Genomic DNA, 16,519 nt, shown 5'->3' on the forward strand with positions numbered 1-16,519 from the left:
TTACTGAGAAAATTTGAAAAAGAAAGGGGTACCTTCTTTGAAGACCATTACAATTTTAGTACCGGCATACAATGAAGAAGAAGTGTTAGATCAGCTGTACAGTCGGTTAACGGGCGTAATTGAGTCGGTGCCAAACTACAACTTCGAGATTTTATTTGTAAATGATGGAAGTAAAGATAATACATTAAATATGATCAAAGAATTTCGAGTGCGTGATAAACGCATTTCTTATGTAGACTTATCTCGTAACTTTGGAAAAGAGACGGCTATGATCGCAGGACTTGATCATGCGACGGGAGATGCGGTTATCATTATTGATGCTGATTTACAAGACCCGCCAGAATTAATCCCAGACATGATTCAATATTGGGAGCAAGGCTATGATGATATTTATGCCAAAAGACGTTCTCGTGCAGGAGAATCTTGGGCAAAAAAATGGACGGCTGGAAAATTCTATAGCCTATTAAAGAAAACAACAAGAATCCCAATTCAAGAAAATACAGGAGATTTTCGTTTATTGGATAGACGCTGCGTGGAAGCATTAAAGAAAATTCGTGAAACACAGCGTTATACAAAAGGAATGTTCAGTTGGATTGGATACAATAAGAAAGAAATTTTATTCGACCGCGATCCACGTGCAGCTGGTGAAACGAAATGGAACTACTTTAAGCTAATGGATTTAGCAATTGAAGGAATCACATCCTTTACAACGTTTCCATTACGTCTTGCATCCTTCTTAGGATTCACCGTATCATTTGGCGCATTTTGCTATATGCTTTGGATTATTATTAAAACGATGATGTATGGTGAATCTGTAACTGGATATCCATCAATGATGACAGCGATTTTATTCCTTGGTGGAGTACAGTTGATTTCAATTGGAATTATCGGTGAGTATTTAGGTCGTATCTTTAATGAAACGAAAAATCGTCCACTGTACTTTGTAGATGAGTATAATGATGATAAAGTGACAAATTTGGATGAAAAGCCGACAGCAAAGTTATATCGCGTAGAAGATCATAAAGTAAAATCAAATCGTTAGGAGATTAAAAACGTGAATAACAGAACGAAGGAAATCTTTAACTATTTGCTTTTTGGCGGTTTAACGACGCTGGTTAATATCGTTACGTATTTTGTTTGTGCAACTTTAGCTGGAATGGATTATAAAGTTGCTACGACAATCGCATGGATTGTATCTGTGTTGTTTGCGTATGTTACAAATAAAAAGTACGTATTTAAAAGTCAGCCAACAAGCTTTGCCCATGCGCTGAAAGAATTCTTTTATTTTATGGGCTTCCGCGTGTTATCGTACTTTATTGATATCGCATCCATGATTGTATTAATTGAATGGTTAGGTATCAATGATTTAGTATCAAAAATTATCGCGAATGTTATTGTTGTTGTTGTTAACTATTTTGCAAGTAAATATATAATATTTAAAAAGAAGGTCGACGTGAAACAAGGCCAAAATGCATAAAAAACAAATAGCTTGGCTTGATGCCGGCTATTGTTTTTTATACATATATTTTCGAACTAGGAATGATATGGAGGAGTATAATGCAACAGCTGTTAGATTTATTCAAGAAAAAGAAATTTTTATATGCATTAGCTTTTTTCCTTCCGTTTTCTATCTATGGTGTAATGTTTATACTGATTGGAATAGCTCCATTTGGAGAAAAATCAATTCTTGTTACTGATTTGCACACACAGTATGTACAGTTTTACACATATTTATATGATGTTATGAAAAATGGGAAAAGCATTTTTTATAGTTGGGAAGGCGGAATGGGACTAAATTTTCTAGGCGTATTTGCCTATTATTTAGCAAGCCCGTTTTCTATTTTAATTCTCTTTTTTGGTCGTGCTCATATTCCAGAAGCTATTATGGTTATGACATTATTAAAGGTTGGATTAGCTGGCGTGACAATGACGCATTATTTAAGTCATATGATGAAGCGTCGTGAAATTACAATCGCATTATTCTCAACTTTTTATGCATTAATGTCATTTGTAACAGTATATTCCTTCTGCGTGATGTGGTTGGATGCAATTTATTTACTGCCACTCATTATGCTCGGAATTGAGAAATTGTTGACGACTAAAAAATACGGATTGTTTATTTTTAGTTTAGCTCTTACGTTTATTACAAACTTCTATATTTCCTTTATGGTAGGAATCTTTACATTTATTTATTTTGTGGCGCGTTTCTGTGTCCTGTATGACGTTCGTAATGTAAAGCAATTTATGCAAAAGTTTGTATGGTTCTGCATTGGAACAGGTTTAGCAGCAGGAATGTCAGCATTTATTACGCTGCCGACGTATATGGACTTAAAGAGTAACTTTGCAGAGCGTACGAAACTGCCGTTTTCTACAGCGTTTAATTTTGACCCATTTGATTTTTATAGTCGTTTCTTTAATGGAATTACCGATACAACAGTTAATGGAATGCCAAACGTGTATGCTGGTGTATTAACACTCTTACTTGTTCCGTTGTTCTTTGTAACAAAGAAAATTTCATTAAAAGAAAAAATTGTATACGGGGCATTGATGCTCTTTATCGTCCTTTCTTTTGAAATACCATTTTTAAATATTGCTTGGCATGGTTTTGAACCACCAACAAATTTCCCATATCGTTATTCGTTTGTATTGTCATTCTTACTTATTTATGTGGCTGTTCGAACGTTTTTGGTATTCGGAGAAGAATTATTACCGGCATTGAAAAAGGTCGTTTTCTTTAACTTATTTATGATTGTTTTATTAGGAAAAGTAGCACCTTCTTATATGCAATCCAATAAAATGATGGCAAACATCTTTTTCGTTGTTGTATATGCGCTGTTACTATATGCAAAAGTTCGATTAACAAAGAACAAAGCATTGGTATCTTTCGCATTAGTAGCTGTAGTTGGACTAGATGTTGCACTTAACACAGTATATATGATTAAGTTAATGGGTTATGAGTATGGCTATATTAATCGTCAAGAATATGCATCTCCATACCCGAGATATGAAGAAACAATTCAAAAAGTAGCTGAAAAAGACAAAGGGCTATATCGCATGGAAACGACAATGGGAAGAACTTGGAACGATGCAATACGCTTTGGGTATAAAGGACTTACTCATTTCAATTCTGTTGCGAATGGGCATTTGAATTTATATATGCAAGATTTAGGTTACGGTTATTTGGACGCATTAATTTTGCAAAATGGCAAAGGAATTGTTTCAACTGATGCCTTATTTGGTATGAAGTATATGATTTCGGATCGTCCATTAAATAAATATGGTTTTGACAAAATTGACAGTGTCGGAGATATTTCCGTATACGAGAATAAAAATGCTCTTCCGTTTGGATATATGGTCAATAAAGATGAGTTTGATACAAAAGGCAAAGAGAAATTAAAAGTTCAAAAAACGAATTATACAAACTCATTTGAAGAGCAAAATAAACTAATTGGCAAGTTAAATGGACAACCTGCTAGCTATTATAAGCCGCTTGAACCAATTTCTGTTCAATATAATAACTTAGCAGTAGTAGATGCTGCAGAAAAAAGTAAAAAGCAACTTGCTGCTGAGAAGAAAAAAGCAGCTCTCACAAACCAAAAAACAATCCAGTTAGTTAGACAACAAGATGATAAGACAGCTAGCATTAAATACGTGTTTGACGTTAAAGGAAAACAACAGCTATATACAAAATTACGTGTAGAACCAACTGGTGTAACAAAGGTTTACGTAAATGGAAAAACATTAGGTAAAACAATCGGTGAAGGACCAGACAGCGACGTGTCTGATTATCCATCTTATTATTGGAACAATGGTATCCTTGATCTAGGCTCTTTTGAAAATGAAAAAGTAGAAGTGGAAGTGAAGGTAAAACGTCATTCCGTTGAATTAGATCAGCAGTTGTTCTATGGACTCGACATAGATACATTTGAAAAGCGTGTAGATGAATTAAAACAACAACCATTGAACATAACAAACTATACGGGTCGCAGTGTTCAAGGAAAGATTGATGTAAAACAAGATAATCTCCTTTTCTTATCTATCCCATATGATAAAGGATGGAAAGTAACAGTTGATGGAAAAGATGGAAAAGTACTGAAATTAAATGATGCATTTCTTGGCGTAGAACTACCAAAAGGAACACATACAATTGAATTGAAGTATACATCCCCTGGATTTGTAGTAGGGGTCATCGTTTCTGTTATTAGCTTATTGGCAGCGGTTATTCTTTGTTTGATCGTGCCAAAGAAGAGGAAGTAATGTGAAAGAGAATCCTTTCTAAGCAGGGGTAGCAGAACCTGTTTAGGGAGGATTTTTATATGTTCATTTATGTGAAAAAAGGAAAGTATACAAAAAAATAAAAATAAAACGGGAGCATAAAATAATGAAACAATTAAGGAGTTTATATGGCGTTCTGTTCTTTTTCATTCCATTCGGGATACTGCTTTTAAGCTATGCTATATTTGGTATGTATCCGTTTGGGAACTATTCAGTATTAATTAGTGATTTAAGCACGCAATATGTTCAATTTTATTCTTATTTACATAGTGTATTTACAGAAGGTAAGAGTTTACAATATACAATGGAGTTAGGCGGGGGAATTAACTTTATTGGAACATTTGCTTACTATTTATCAAGTCCGTTTTCTCTTCTTCTTTTCTTCTTTAATAAAGCAAACCTTCCGGAATTTATTTTTCTTATTACACTTTTAAAAGTAGGGTTTGCAGGATTAACATGCGGCTTGTTTTTACGTTATTTGATAGGAAAGCAGCATAAAGGGTTGTTATTGTTTTCAACAGCTTATGCATTATCAGGCTTTGTTATGGCCTATTCGTTTCATGTAATGTGGCTAGATGGTATTGTATTTCTACCTGTCGTTTTAATGGGAGTTGAAAAACTTTTACGAGATAAAAAGATTATTTTCTTTACGGCTGCATTAGCAATTATGTTTATCGCAAATTTCTATATTTCCTTTATGTTTGGGATTTTTACATTCCTTTATTTTATGATTCGACTCTTTACACAATATGAGTTTCGGGATATAAAAGCATGGGGAAAACATTTTCTTCTTTTCTGCATAGGAACGGGATTAGCTGTTGGAATAGGAGCAGTGATTATTCTTCCAACTTTTGAAGCATTAAAGAGTAACCCATATAGTATCAGTTCAACGGAATTCAAATTAGAATGGAAACTTGATTTACTTCTTTTCTATTGGAAGTTATTATCTGGTGGATATGATTCAAGTTTATTTGGTAATCCGAACGTATATGCATCCACATTAGTACTCGTATTATTACCTTTATTCTTTGTTAATAAAGAAATTAATAAACGAGAAAAATTCTTATCTATATTTGTATTTCTGTTTTTAATTTGTAGTTTTGCAATTCCATTTTTAAATTTAGCATGGCATGGAAATAAGTGGCCAAATGCCTATCCATATCGTTTTGCGTTTGTTTTTGTGATGTTAGCTGTTTTTATGGCAGCGCGAGTATTTCAACATATAAGTCGAAAAGATGTATTGCCGTTATGGATTAGTTATGGTTTACATCTAATTTTATTGTATGCATTGTCAGTGAAACATTATGAAGTAGTTCATAATAAGATACTTATCATAAACGCTATCTTTATAACATTTAGTGTTGTCGTATTGCATATTCGTATGATGAAACCATCATTAACAAAAATAACGACAGGATTATTGCTTCTATGTTTAATATGTGACATAGGGTTTAATACAAGAAAATATATTCATGGACTACATAAAGAAATGGCTTATACAAAGCGTGATGAGTACGAATTGAACAAAGATGCGAAACAAGCTATTCAATATGTAAATGAAGTTAATGCAGAGCGTTATCGCGTAAGTACTAAATATTCCCGAACGCTAAATGATTCCTTACAATATGATTATCCATCTTTCCAAACGTTTAACTCGATGGCAAATGGATCATTTCATCGCTTTTTAAAGCTAACGGGCTATTCAACGTCTCCAGACCTTTTAGTATCCAATAACCATGGTGACACGTTGCTTATGGATGCGATTTTAAAAATTGGATATAAAATTGAAGACGGCAGCGTACCGAAATATGGGCATGAAAAAATAAATCAATTTGGTTTTGCTAATGTGTTTAAGGTTAACAATATGATTCCATTTGGTTATCCAATCGAACATATACCTTCTAAAGATGAAGAAAATCCATTTGTTTTCCAAGAAAAATTGATTAATATAAAAGAAGGAACGTTATTTAAAAAGCTAGAAGATCCAAAGATTTCATTGGAAAATATGGCTGCTATTTCAGGGCAAGAAGGAAAATATGAACGAGTTAATAAGGAAAAACCGGGATATATTACGATTCGAGTAAATATACCAAAAGAGGTTCAATTATACGGATTAGCTACAGGGATTGAAAATTGGAAAGAAATTATGGTGAATGATCAGTATCCGTGTTATTTACCGCCAGATATCGAAAAAACTTTGATTGATTTTGGTTATTTCCCAACAAATGGGATTACGACGATGAAGATCAAAGTTGAACAGGAAGATATCTTTTCATTAAAAGGATTACAGTTCTATGGATTAGACATAGACAAGTTTAATGAGACAATAAAAGCATTACAAAAAAGTAGTATGAAGGTTACTGAAAACTATGGAAAAATGGTGAAAGGGAATATTTCGTTAAAGAATGAAGCTACATTTGTATTCCCGATTCCTTATGATGCTGGTTGGTCAGTTACAATCGACGGGAAAGAGCATACTACAACAGCAGTTGTGGATGGATTGCTAGGAGTGAAGGCGGAAGCTGGTAACCATGAAGTGGTGCTTACTTACCATTCTCCAGGGTTAAAACTTGGAATGATGATTTCCGGTATAAGCATCATCCTTACGATATTGTTTACGATTGTACAGGTAAGAAAGTTAGGAAAGAAATAGTATAAGAAAAAAGCTACTGAATCCTCAGTAGCTTTTTTTCGTGGCATGCTGTATATACCCGGCTGTTAAAAAGAAATACATCATAAACGAAGCATTTTCTAATATGTTATAAAATGCGCTGCCAATAATCGCTCCAACTATTAAATATAAAGTAAGAGGAGCAAACTGTGCTTGTCTCCTATATTTCCAAAGAAGCGAAAGGAATCCAAATGTAAATCCCGCACATAAGAGCACGCCAATTATACCTGTCTCAGCAAGTATTTGAATGTATTGATTGTCAGAATAAAAATTCCATGTAATCTCATATTTTTCGTAAATAGGGGATGAAAAAGTTTGCGTAGCAGCATCCCCAAATGTACCTAGTCCATAGCCGGTAATCGGCTTATCTTGAAAGATTTCAACTGCTTTTTTTACGTAGTAAATGCGTCCGTCCTGTTTACTAAGTTCAACCGTGTCTTCTGATAATGCTTCTGTAAATCGTTTTACGCCTACTTGATCTCCCTCTAAATAGTTTGTCATTTTTGAGATGCATGTTGCACATAGGAATGACAAAAGGGAGATGACTAGCAATGATCTCCAAATTGGAATCTTTCGGTGGATACATAGATAGATAAGCATAAAGACGATTACTGTCAGAAATGCACCGCGTGAATATGTGAGCCATAATGTTGTGGCAATAAGTGTAAGCCCTGTATATGTGACATATTTCATTTTCCCTGATACGTGTTGCAAAACGTATAAAGAAATGAGAAAAGCTAACGTCAAATATAATGCTAATTCATTTGGACCGCCGGCCATTCCGTATATCCGAATTTTATTTGTCGGAGCGAGGACAAGATCTTTCCAAGCTTCCGGCAATAACATAGTACGCAATGATAGTTTTTCAATTAAACCTTGCATGGACATAATGCTAGACGCGATAAAAGTAATTTTCGCAAAAAACACTATATCCTCATGATGAATGGTGATGCGGGACGCGATATAGTACACAAAATAAAATAGAAGCAATGTGTGTAATTGCATAGCAATTGCAATGAATGAAACGCCGTTTAATAGACCGATCCCAGCGCCAAACAAGCAGAAAAGAAAGTATAATATTTCAAAGTATCGGAATGAAAAAAGCTTTGAAATATTATTTCGATATTGCCGTAATAGACGCAATAATAGAGAGATGATGATAAATAGACCAATAAACTTTAACCCAGGGTTAAAAGCAACGAGAAATGGGCGCATTGGGATAAATAGTAATAAATAAGCAATACCGAGCTTTTCATCTCGAAAAGCAGCACATGCTAGTACGAAAGAAATGAAAAGCCCGGTATAAGTTGATGGAAATAATAATCCCAATATAATGAAGAAGATACTTGCCCATATATAGTAGAATCGAGTTGAATATGTCATATATATTCTCCTTTAACATGATGATGGTATGCGATAAATAGTTGTAACTTCGTTCACCATTTTTGAGAAAGTAAAGTGTTGTAAGTAATGTTCGCGTCCGCATTCTGCTAAGGAATGATATAACTGTTCATCTTGTAATAATTGTGCTAAGGAAGCAACTAATGTTTCTTCCGATCCATATGGTATTAGTAGCCCTGACTGGTTATGAACGATTACTTCTGGCAAGCCGCCGACATTTGTTGCAATCACAGGTTTTTTCATAGCAATTGCTTCAATAGCGACATAGGATAATCCTTCATTTTCTGATGGGATTACAATAATATCATGTTCTGTATACTCTTTTATAATATCGTCTTGAAATCCTTTCAAGGATACATACTCACTTAGTGATAACTCTTGAATCATAGTTGTTAATTCTGTTTTTAATGGCCCTTCACCAATAATATCGCAGTGCCACCCTAAAGATGGATGCAGAGCTTTTAACTTTTGCAAGCTTGTTAATAAGAAGGGTTGTCCTTTTTCTTTGCTTAGCCTCCCAATAACAGCAATTTTTTTCGGCACATGCTGAGAAAGAGGGACATCTGTATATGGATCTGCAACGCCATTATAAATAACATGTATCTTTTTTTCTGGTACGCCCTTTTGACATAGTTGCTGCTTCATAAATTGAGAGATGCAAATGATTGCATCATTATAGCGAGTAAAAAAAGAATTGCTGTACTTTAGGTGAAATGGCATCGGCACATTTACGTGATATGTCCAAATGACCCGAATAGGAGCACCTAAAAGTTTGGCTAAAATTGCAATATAGTTTTCACGTAAAAATTGTGCATGAACAATATCGATTTTTTCTTTTTTGATAATCTTCTTTAATTGCAGAGCAGCTTGTATATCAAAAGGATGACGCATGTTAATGCGGTACATCGGCACGTTTAGTTGTTCAAACTTTTTTAAGAAAGGACCAGGAATAGAGTACACAAGGATACAGTGCTCTGGACCAATAGATTCCATTAAATCTAGAACGTATTTTTCTGATCCTCCATCCCCGATATAATTTAAAAGGTACATAATTTTATTCATTTATATCCTTCCTTCTACCTAAAAATAGCGATAGCAATTGTTGTAGCTCCTTTATCTTTAATGTGTAAGTGACGAGTAAGTAAACGATGGCACCAATTGCTATTGCTAATAAGATAAGCAACTTTGTATCATGTAAGAAATGAAGCAGCAGTTTGGAAGTATACAAGCTTACAAAAGATGCAACAATACATTTGAATAAAAAGCCACCGTAGCGCAAGTTCACCTGTTCTTTCTCTTTCATGAATTTTCGGAGCATCCATAATAGCATAAGTACAGTGCTCGCCGATGCTATTGAAGTGGAAAGAGCTGCACCAGCTAAACCGATCTGGTTAACAAGTATAATACATAATATAACATTTATAATCATGGAAATAATCGATGCATACATAATGTATCGATTCAGCTTCAAAGAAAAAAGCAAACGGTCAAGTAAGTCTTTTAATGGCTGCATAAGGGCAGCTAACGCATAAAATTGCAGCGCGGTTGCTGTCATTATAATAGAATCTTTCCCAAATGCCCCATAGTTATAAATAACTTTGACAATTTCCTCTGTAAAAAAGGTGAAATAAATAAAGACAGGAATAAATAAATATAACAGCACCTTTATATTTGTTTCCATTAATTTTGCGAAGTCTTTCCAGTTTGATTGATTCACGTATTCAACAAATTTAGGATACATAACTGTTAAGACAGGAGCAGCAATTAACCCAAGTGGAATAAAGTATAGCTTTTGGGAATAATTAAGCGCCGCAATAGATCCTTCATTTAATCCAGAAACTAGTGTACGATCAACAAGTAGATTAATTTGAACAGACGTACTTGTAATAAAAGCAGGAATGCTCAAAGAAATCATTGTTTTTAAAGAAGGGTCTTTAAAGTCGATTATAAATTGATAACGATATCCTTCCCTCTTGGAAGCGACATAAACGAGTATATTTTGTACGATGTTTCCGACAATAACACCAAGTGCAAGTGCATAAATTCCAATCCATTGTACAAGGGCCACAAAAATAATAAGTGTAATTCCGTTTAATACAACCCATTGCATACTTGTAATACGAAATTTATGTAAACTGTTCAAATAAGCATTAAAAATATCGATCATGAATGTACAAAATACGGTCGGAAAAATAATTTGTATTAAGTGAGCTGATAACAAAGCTGTTTGCTCAGGAAGCCCGTGCGCAAAGAGTGAAATGAAGAAACGGGGCTGCAATTCAATGAGCAAAAGCGGAATGAAAAAAATAAGTAGAACAATGTTTAAAAAATTATTCATGAACCGATATGCTTTAACCGGATTTTTTCCCTTTAACTCCATAAAGATAGGAATGAAAGAAAAGGCGAAAGCCCCTGTAATACCAGTGAAAACAATCGTAGGTATATTTAAAGCGACAACGTATGCATCAACAGCATAGTTTGTACCGAAATAAGCTCCAAGTGTTACTTCTTTTGCGAATCCAAGTAGTTTTCCTAAAGCTGTCCCAAGTGTGAAAAATAGTGTTACAATGAGAAATTTTTTTGCCTTGTCTTGAGATGCTTCTCTACTCATTTTTAATCAAATCCTTACTTTAATTTAATTCTTTTTCAAGCATAATTTATTTGTATGTAAAAATCAAATATATATCTTGGTAATAGCCATGAAAAAGAGGATATTATCCAATAGGAGAATATCCTCTTTAGCTCGTATGAAAGACAATCGCGATTCCTGCCAAATAAGGGTATTTTCACTTTATCCCGCTATTCGTGGGCAGTAAGGGCTGAAGAAGAGCAGGTAAGAAAACTGCCCGTAAAAGCCCGGTTGGGCGGGCTTTCCATCAGTGAGAAAAGCGTCACTGATGGAAGCTTCACTTTAGGAAGCAAAACGGCTACTTTGATAGGCAGAACGGCGAACCGCATAGTATATACGAGGTGCAATAACTGCACCAATGATTGTAAAGATAATATCTTTTACTGCAAACCACATCATAATTTTCCAGGCAGCTACATAGCTAATGTGACCACCCATCCAGTAATTGATAGCTAAGTACATATAAGTTGTTCCAATGACATAAGTAAGGATGATTCCAACAGCTGAAGCTGTTGCGAATGTCCCGAATTTTGGCTTTTTCACTTGCTCAACAATCTTACCAGTTACATAAGCAACAATAATGAAAGCAATAATAAATCCGCCAGTTGGACTTAATAATTGACTAAATCCAGCTTTAAATCCAGCAAATATAGGTGCTCCGGCAATTCCAACTAATGTATAAACGATCATAGATAAGGCCCCAAGACGGCTTCCAAGAAGAAGACCAGCTAAAATAGCGAAGAATGGCTGCATAGAAAGTGGAACGCCTGCAACTTGTAGAAATGGTGCCCAAGATGTAATATTGGCACCAATCGCCATAAGTGCGACAAACATAGCGGCTAAAGCTAAGTCTAATGCACGAAGTTTACTCATAATGTTAACCTCCTGTTGTTTTTAGGTTAACATTATAGTAATGAATCCATCTAGGCGTTGTCAATTAAAATATTTTGGTATTTCGGATCTAAAACTTCACGAAGTAGTGTATAAGGAATACGGAATTGCGGGATGCCACTGACGTATGGTGCAATTTCGTATAAAGGGAAATAAATCATTAAATTGTCTTGTTCTAAAACATATTTGAGCTTTTTTTCATTCATTACTTTCTCGGAAGCGTCTGGAAAGAAATTCTCCTTATTTTGTTCAATTTGTCTAACAATTTCGGTCTTAATAATGTTTTCATATTGACTATCTTTTTGAAATAAATCTGCTAGGCGAAGCGGTTTGTTCTGCTCTATATCGAATGTATTTGCTTTCCATTCATACATGCCGTGAGCGCCGCCTGTGTATTGATAATAGTTTACATACAGACTGAGTAATGGGAATGTATTGAATCCAATTTTGTAGTCAACATTTGCAACATATGGATGAAACGGAGCATCAGTTTCTTTGAACTGTTCATAATATGTTTTTGCATCTTTTTCTAATCTCCGTTTAAACTCAGTTATGCTTTTCTCATAATATCTATTTACTTTCTTTTGAAATTTCTCATTTGGAATGTTACGAAATTGCGGGTAATTGAGCTGATATTCAAAATAAGGCTTCTTACCTTTTTGGGTTGCAGTATGGACTTCAATTGTAATGTTAGATGCTTGGGCTCTTATTGTTTCTTTTGGTACAATAGCAATTAAGAAGAAAAAAAGTAACATGATATATAATAGTTTCTTCATATAATATACCTCCATAGATGATTTACTAATAGTTTGAAAAGAAATAGATTTTATTATGCATTTTTTGGTAATTTGAAAGGAGACAGTCATATGCCTAAAACATTAATGGAAGCGTTAGGTATTGAATTATTAGAAATGACAGGGGAAAAGGTTGTGGCGACGATGCCGGTACATGGAAGTACGCATCAACCATTGGGGTTTTTACACGGAGGAGCCTCTGTTGCTTTAGCAGAAACAGTTGCTAGTGTCGGTACATTTAATTTAATTAATCAAGAGAAATATATTTGTTTTGGTCTTGAAATTAATGCAAATCATTTGCTGTCTAAACGAGACGGCATAGTCACAGCGATTGGAACGCCGCTTCATAAAGGAAAGACGACAATGGTATGGGACATTCGAATTATTGATGAAGAAAATAATTTAATTTGTATTTCAAGATGTACAGTTGCGGTGAAAGAAAAGCGATAAAAACGATTGCCGATGCGGGCAATCGTTTTTATCTTTTTGCGTTGCATTTCGCGTGTCGAACAACGTCGAAGGGTCTTTAAATCATGTCGAAGCGCCGATATATCGTAAAAGTCGCCGATAAATGCTCTACTTTCGCCGATATATTGGTAGGCATGAAAAAAAGGACTGCTTCTAGCAGTCCTTTTTTCATTAGAATTGAATTTTCTTCTCTAAGAAGCCTTTTAGTTCGCTAATTGGCATACGTACTTGTTCCATTGTGTCACGGTCACGTACTGTTACTGCTTTATCTTCAACAGAATCGAAGTCATATGTGATACAGAATGGTGTACCGATTTCGTCTTGGCGGCGGTAACGTTTACCGATAGAGCCTGTTTCGTCGAAGTCTACCATAAAGTCTTTCGCAATTTCTGCGAACACTTCCGCAGCACCTTCAGATAGCTTTTTAGAAAGCGGCAGGATAGCTGCTTTAAATGGTGCTAATGCTGGGTGGAAACGAAGAACTGTACGAGAATCGTTTTCTAATTGTTCTTCTTCATATGCATCACATAAGAATGCTAATGTTACGCGATCTGCGCCAAGAGATGGTTCGATGCAGTATGGTACGTAACGCTCATTCGTTTGTGGATCTACATAGTTAAAGTCTTCAGTAGAATGTTCCATATGACGGTTCAAGTCAAAGTCAGTACGAGATGCAATACCCCAAAGTTCGCCCCAGCCAAATGGGAATTTAAATTCGATATCAGTTGTTGCATTACTATAGTGAGACAATTCCTCTTCACCATGGTCACGAAGACGCATACTTTCTTCATTCATACCAAGTGTAAGAAGCCAGTTTTTACAAGTGTTGCGCCAGAATGTGAACCATTCTAAATCTTCACCAGGTTTGCAGAAGAATTCAAGTTCCATCTGTTCAAACTCGCGTGTACGGAACGTAAAGTTACCAGGCGTAATTTCGTTGCGGAAGCTTTTACCGATTTGGCCGATACCAAATGGAAGCTTCTTACGCATAGAGCGCTGTACGTTTTTAAAGTTTACGAAAATACCTTGTGCTGTTTCAGGACGAAGGAAAATTTCATTTGTGCTAGATTCTGTTACGCCTTGGAATGTTTTGAACATTAAGTTGAACTGACGGATTTCAGTGAAGTCTTCGCTACCGCAATCTGGGCATTTTACTTCGTGTTCTTTCATCAATCCAGCCATTTGATCGAAAGTAAGACCATCAACAATCATTTCGATACCTTTTGCTTCTAGTGCATCTTCAATTAATTTATCAGCACGATGGCGCGCTTTACATTTTTTACAGTCGATCATTGGATCGTTGAAGTTTCCAACGTGTCCAGATGCTATCCAAGTTTTTGGGTTCATTAAAATTGCTGCATCTAAACCTACGTTATACGGAGATTCTTGAATGAATTTTTTCCACCAAGCTTTTTTTACATTGTTTTTTAATTCGATACCAAGTGGACCGTAGTCCCAAGTATTTGCAAGACCGCCGTAAATTTCAGAACCAGGGAAAACAAAACCACGATGCTTTGCTAAGTTTACGATTTGCTCCATTGAAGCCATTTTCAATTCCTCCTTAAAAGATAACGTATTGGCGATGAAAGGTGGTGTAGTACTTGGAGAAGCGATTAGGTGAGCGAGCCGCTTTTGCTTTTCAATAGATCCAGCTCCAGCGGCTAGAACAGTCGGTCGTTTCGCGCCTTCCGCCGAGGCCAAAAGCGCCTCTATGTCAGGAACTCCAACGTCCTCCTGTTCTGAGCGAGCCGCCTCCGCTTTTCAATAAAAAAAACGCTCATCCCAAGGCTTATTTGCCTAGGGACGAGCGTTTGCCCGCGGTTCCACCCTAGTTGACACACAAAGGTGTATGTCCACTTTATATTGTATTGCTCGGGACTGCCGTTTCCTTGCAGTTTCAGGCTTGCACCATCCCTGAATCGCTTCTTCTTTGCAAGTACTTATTTGTCCTTCATCGCTACCATATTTAAAAAATAGATGACCATATTCTATCATGTTCTTTTCTAATTCACAATAGAGAGCGTGTGTTTAGGTTAGTATATGCAGTGTTTGTTATGTAGTATAGCCCAAAACTTACTCTGCAAATACATTTTTAATATGTTTAGTAGCTTCAAGTTTACTAAGTGGTGCGAGCTCATGCGTTTGGACGAATTCCCATACAGCTTGAGGATTTGTTTTTGCGTATTCACGAAGTGCCCAGCCGATTGCTTTTTGAATGAAAAATTCTTTTGAGTGACTTAGCTGTTCGATTAATGAGAAGAGAAGCTTCGTATCTGTTTTTTCTTTATACTTGAGCTGGAATAACAGGCATGTTCTTTGGAGCCACATATTGTTAGATGCCATCCATTTTTGCATATACGTTTCGATTAAATGTGGATGTGCTTTTAAAATAAGGCCGATAAAATGACTTGCGAGCATATCAACCGAATCCCACCATGATTTTGTTGTAATGAGCTCTTCTAAGAGAGGAATATATGTTTCATCTAAATGTTTTCGATATTTATCGAGTAGCGTTAAAGCAAGCATTTGAAATTCTCGTTCTGGCAGTGCCCAAAGTTCGCGAACAATTATGGGAAGATCTGCTGCTTTCGGTGCTTCAGTGCTTTGCAGTACTTCACGAAATAATTGCTTTCGCTCTGGTGTTTGAATGCCGAGAAAGGGAAAGTGATTTTTCATATAACGTTCCATTGGTTCTGCTTTTTCACGGTTACGATGTGCTTCAAAGTGTTTTTGTAAGCTTACGGTAAAAGGATGCATTAGGCTCACTCCACATTCATATTTTTCAATTTAAGTGTAGCATAGATAAAAATTTTTTTATCCACTTCTTAATACTTTTTATGGCGAATATATAGAAAAAGAATGGAACTAAGACAGAAGGGGGTATTAGGATGGGGGATCAAGTTGTAATAAACGGGACAGCGGATGATGGGATTATAGCCGGATTTTTAGCGTTAGGACTTATTTTTATTATTATTGCATTAGTTTGGCTAGTAGCTGCTTATTTGTTAACGGCATTTGCTTTGTATAACATGGCAAAAGCGGATGAGCGCGAAGATTCCTTCTTTGCATTTATCCCATTTTTAAACTCTAAAATATGGGGAGATTTAATTGGGAAGAAATTACCGCAATTTATGCAACCGCAATCAGGCTGGAAACTATTCGGTGTATATGTAGCTTGTTTTATTATGAGATGGATTCCATTTTTAGGATTCATATCTTCACTTTTCTTATTGGTGGTAGGGATTTATATTGTATATTTATTATTTGAAAGATACACAACAAATGCAGTACTATATACGGTTCTACACGTTATTACATGTTCTATTTTTCTCCCGATTCACTTATTCGTAATCCGAAATAATGAACCGAGATATTGAGAGAAAGAAAAAA

Annotated in this window: 13 protein-coding genes; 6 read left to right on the plus strand and 7 right to left on the minus strand. The window is 35.5% G+C overall.

What is annotated here, in order from left to right; genetic code table 11:
• Positions 1-37 precede the first annotated feature (37 nt).
• From Q9306_RS12265 to Q9306_RS12280, 4 genes are all read left to right on the plus strand, one after another.
• On the plus strand, positions 38-1,042 hold the full coding sequence (locus tag Q9306_RS12265; protein WP_306198746.1) for a glycosyltransferase family 2 protein: 1,005 nt from the start codon (positions 38-40) through the stop codon (positions 1,040-1,042).
• A gap of 12 nt (positions 1,043-1,054) precedes the next feature.
• Positions 1,055-1,477, plus strand: a complete 423-nt coding sequence (locus Q9306_RS12270) for a GtrA family protein (RefSeq protein WP_306198748.1) — start codon at positions 1,055-1,057, stop codon at positions 1,475-1,477.
• A gap of 80 nt (positions 1,478-1,557) precedes the next feature.
• Positions 1,558-4,257, plus strand: coding sequence for a YfhO family protein (locus tag Q9306_RS12275; protein WP_306198751.1), 2,700 nt, complete (start codon positions 1,558-1,560; stop codon positions 4,255-4,257).
• Between the two features lie 124 nt (positions 4,258-4,381).
• Positions 4,382-6,928 carry a YfhO family protein gene (locus Q9306_RS12280; RefSeq protein WP_306198753.1) on the plus strand — a complete coding sequence of 849 codons (2,547 nt, stop codon included), beginning with the start codon at positions 4,382-4,384 and terminating at the stop codon, positions 6,926-6,928.
• Positions 6,929-6,952: 24 nt separating this feature from the next.
• On the opposite strand, the gene Q9306_RS12285 is transcribed toward Q9306_RS12280, so the two are convergent.
• The 5 genes from Q9306_RS12285 to Q9306_RS12305 all read right to left on the minus strand — a co-directional run bounded on the left by Q9306_RS12285 (position 6,953) and on the right by Q9306_RS12305 (position 12,643).
• Positions 6,953-8,329 (minus strand): O-antigen ligase family protein, encoded by a 1,377-nt coding sequence (locus tag Q9306_RS12285; protein WP_306198755.1) that lies wholly within the window; start codon positions 8,327-8,329, stop codon positions 6,953-6,955.
• Between the two features lie 12 nt (positions 8,330-8,341).
• Entirely contained in the window at positions 8,342-9,409 is a 1,068-nt protein-coding gene (locus tag Q9306_RS12290) for a glycosyltransferase family 4 protein (RefSeq protein ID WP_306198758.1), read from the minus strand.
• Entirely contained in the window at positions 9,402-10,958 is a 1,557-nt protein-coding gene (gene murJ / locus Q9306_RS12295; protein WP_306198760.1) for a murein biosynthesis integral membrane protein MurJ, read from the minus strand. Before murJ ends, Q9306_RS12290 begins: the two co-directional genes overlap by 8 nt.
• 300 nt (positions 10,959-11,258) lie before the next feature.
• Complete coding sequence (locus Q9306_RS12300) at positions 11,259-11,849, minus strand: biotin transporter BioY (protein WP_306198763.1); 591 nt, start codon at positions 11,847-11,849, stop codon at positions 11,259-11,261.
• A gap of 50 nt (positions 11,850-11,899) precedes the next feature.
• Positions 11,900-12,643 (minus strand): DUF3298 and DUF4163 domain-containing protein, encoded by a 744-nt coding sequence (locus Q9306_RS12305; protein WP_306198765.1) that lies wholly within the window; start codon positions 12,641-12,643, stop codon positions 11,900-11,902.
• Positions 12,644-12,733: 90 nt separating this feature from the next.
• Between Q9306_RS12305 and Q9306_RS12310 the strand changes: the two genes are divergently transcribed.
• Positions 12,734-13,111: a hotdog fold thioesterase gene (locus Q9306_RS12310; protein WP_306198768.1), complete on the plus strand. Its 378-nt coding sequence runs from the start codon at positions 12,734-12,736 to the stop codon at positions 13,109-13,111.
• 189 nt (positions 13,112-13,300) lie between these two features.
• Here Q9306_RS12310 and Q9306_RS12315 read toward each other — a convergent pair whose 3' ends face one another.
• Complete coding sequence (locus Q9306_RS12315) at positions 13,301-14,677, minus strand: glycine--tRNA ligase (protein ID WP_306198825.1); 1,377 nt, start codon at positions 14,675-14,677, stop codon at positions 13,301-13,303.
• Between the two features lie 525 nt (positions 14,678-15,202).
• Positions 15,203-15,886, minus strand: coding sequence for a DNA alkylation repair protein (locus Q9306_RS12320; RefSeq protein WP_306198770.1), 684 nt, complete (start codon positions 15,884-15,886; stop codon positions 15,203-15,205).
• Between the two features lie 131 nt (positions 15,887-16,017).
• On the opposite strand from Q9306_RS12320, the gene Q9306_RS12325 reads away from it, so the two are divergent.
• Complete coding sequence (locus Q9306_RS12325; protein WP_306198771.1) at positions 16,018-16,506, plus strand: hypothetical protein; 489 nt, start codon at positions 16,018-16,020, stop codon at positions 16,504-16,506.
• The last annotated feature ends 13 nt before the right edge of the window (positions 16,507-16,519 follow it).

Origin of the sequence: Bacillus multifaciens, assembly GCF_030756675.1 — a bacterium.
GTDB lineage: Bacteria > Bacillota > Bacilli > Bacillales > Bacillaceae_G > Bacillus_A > Bacillus_A multifaciens.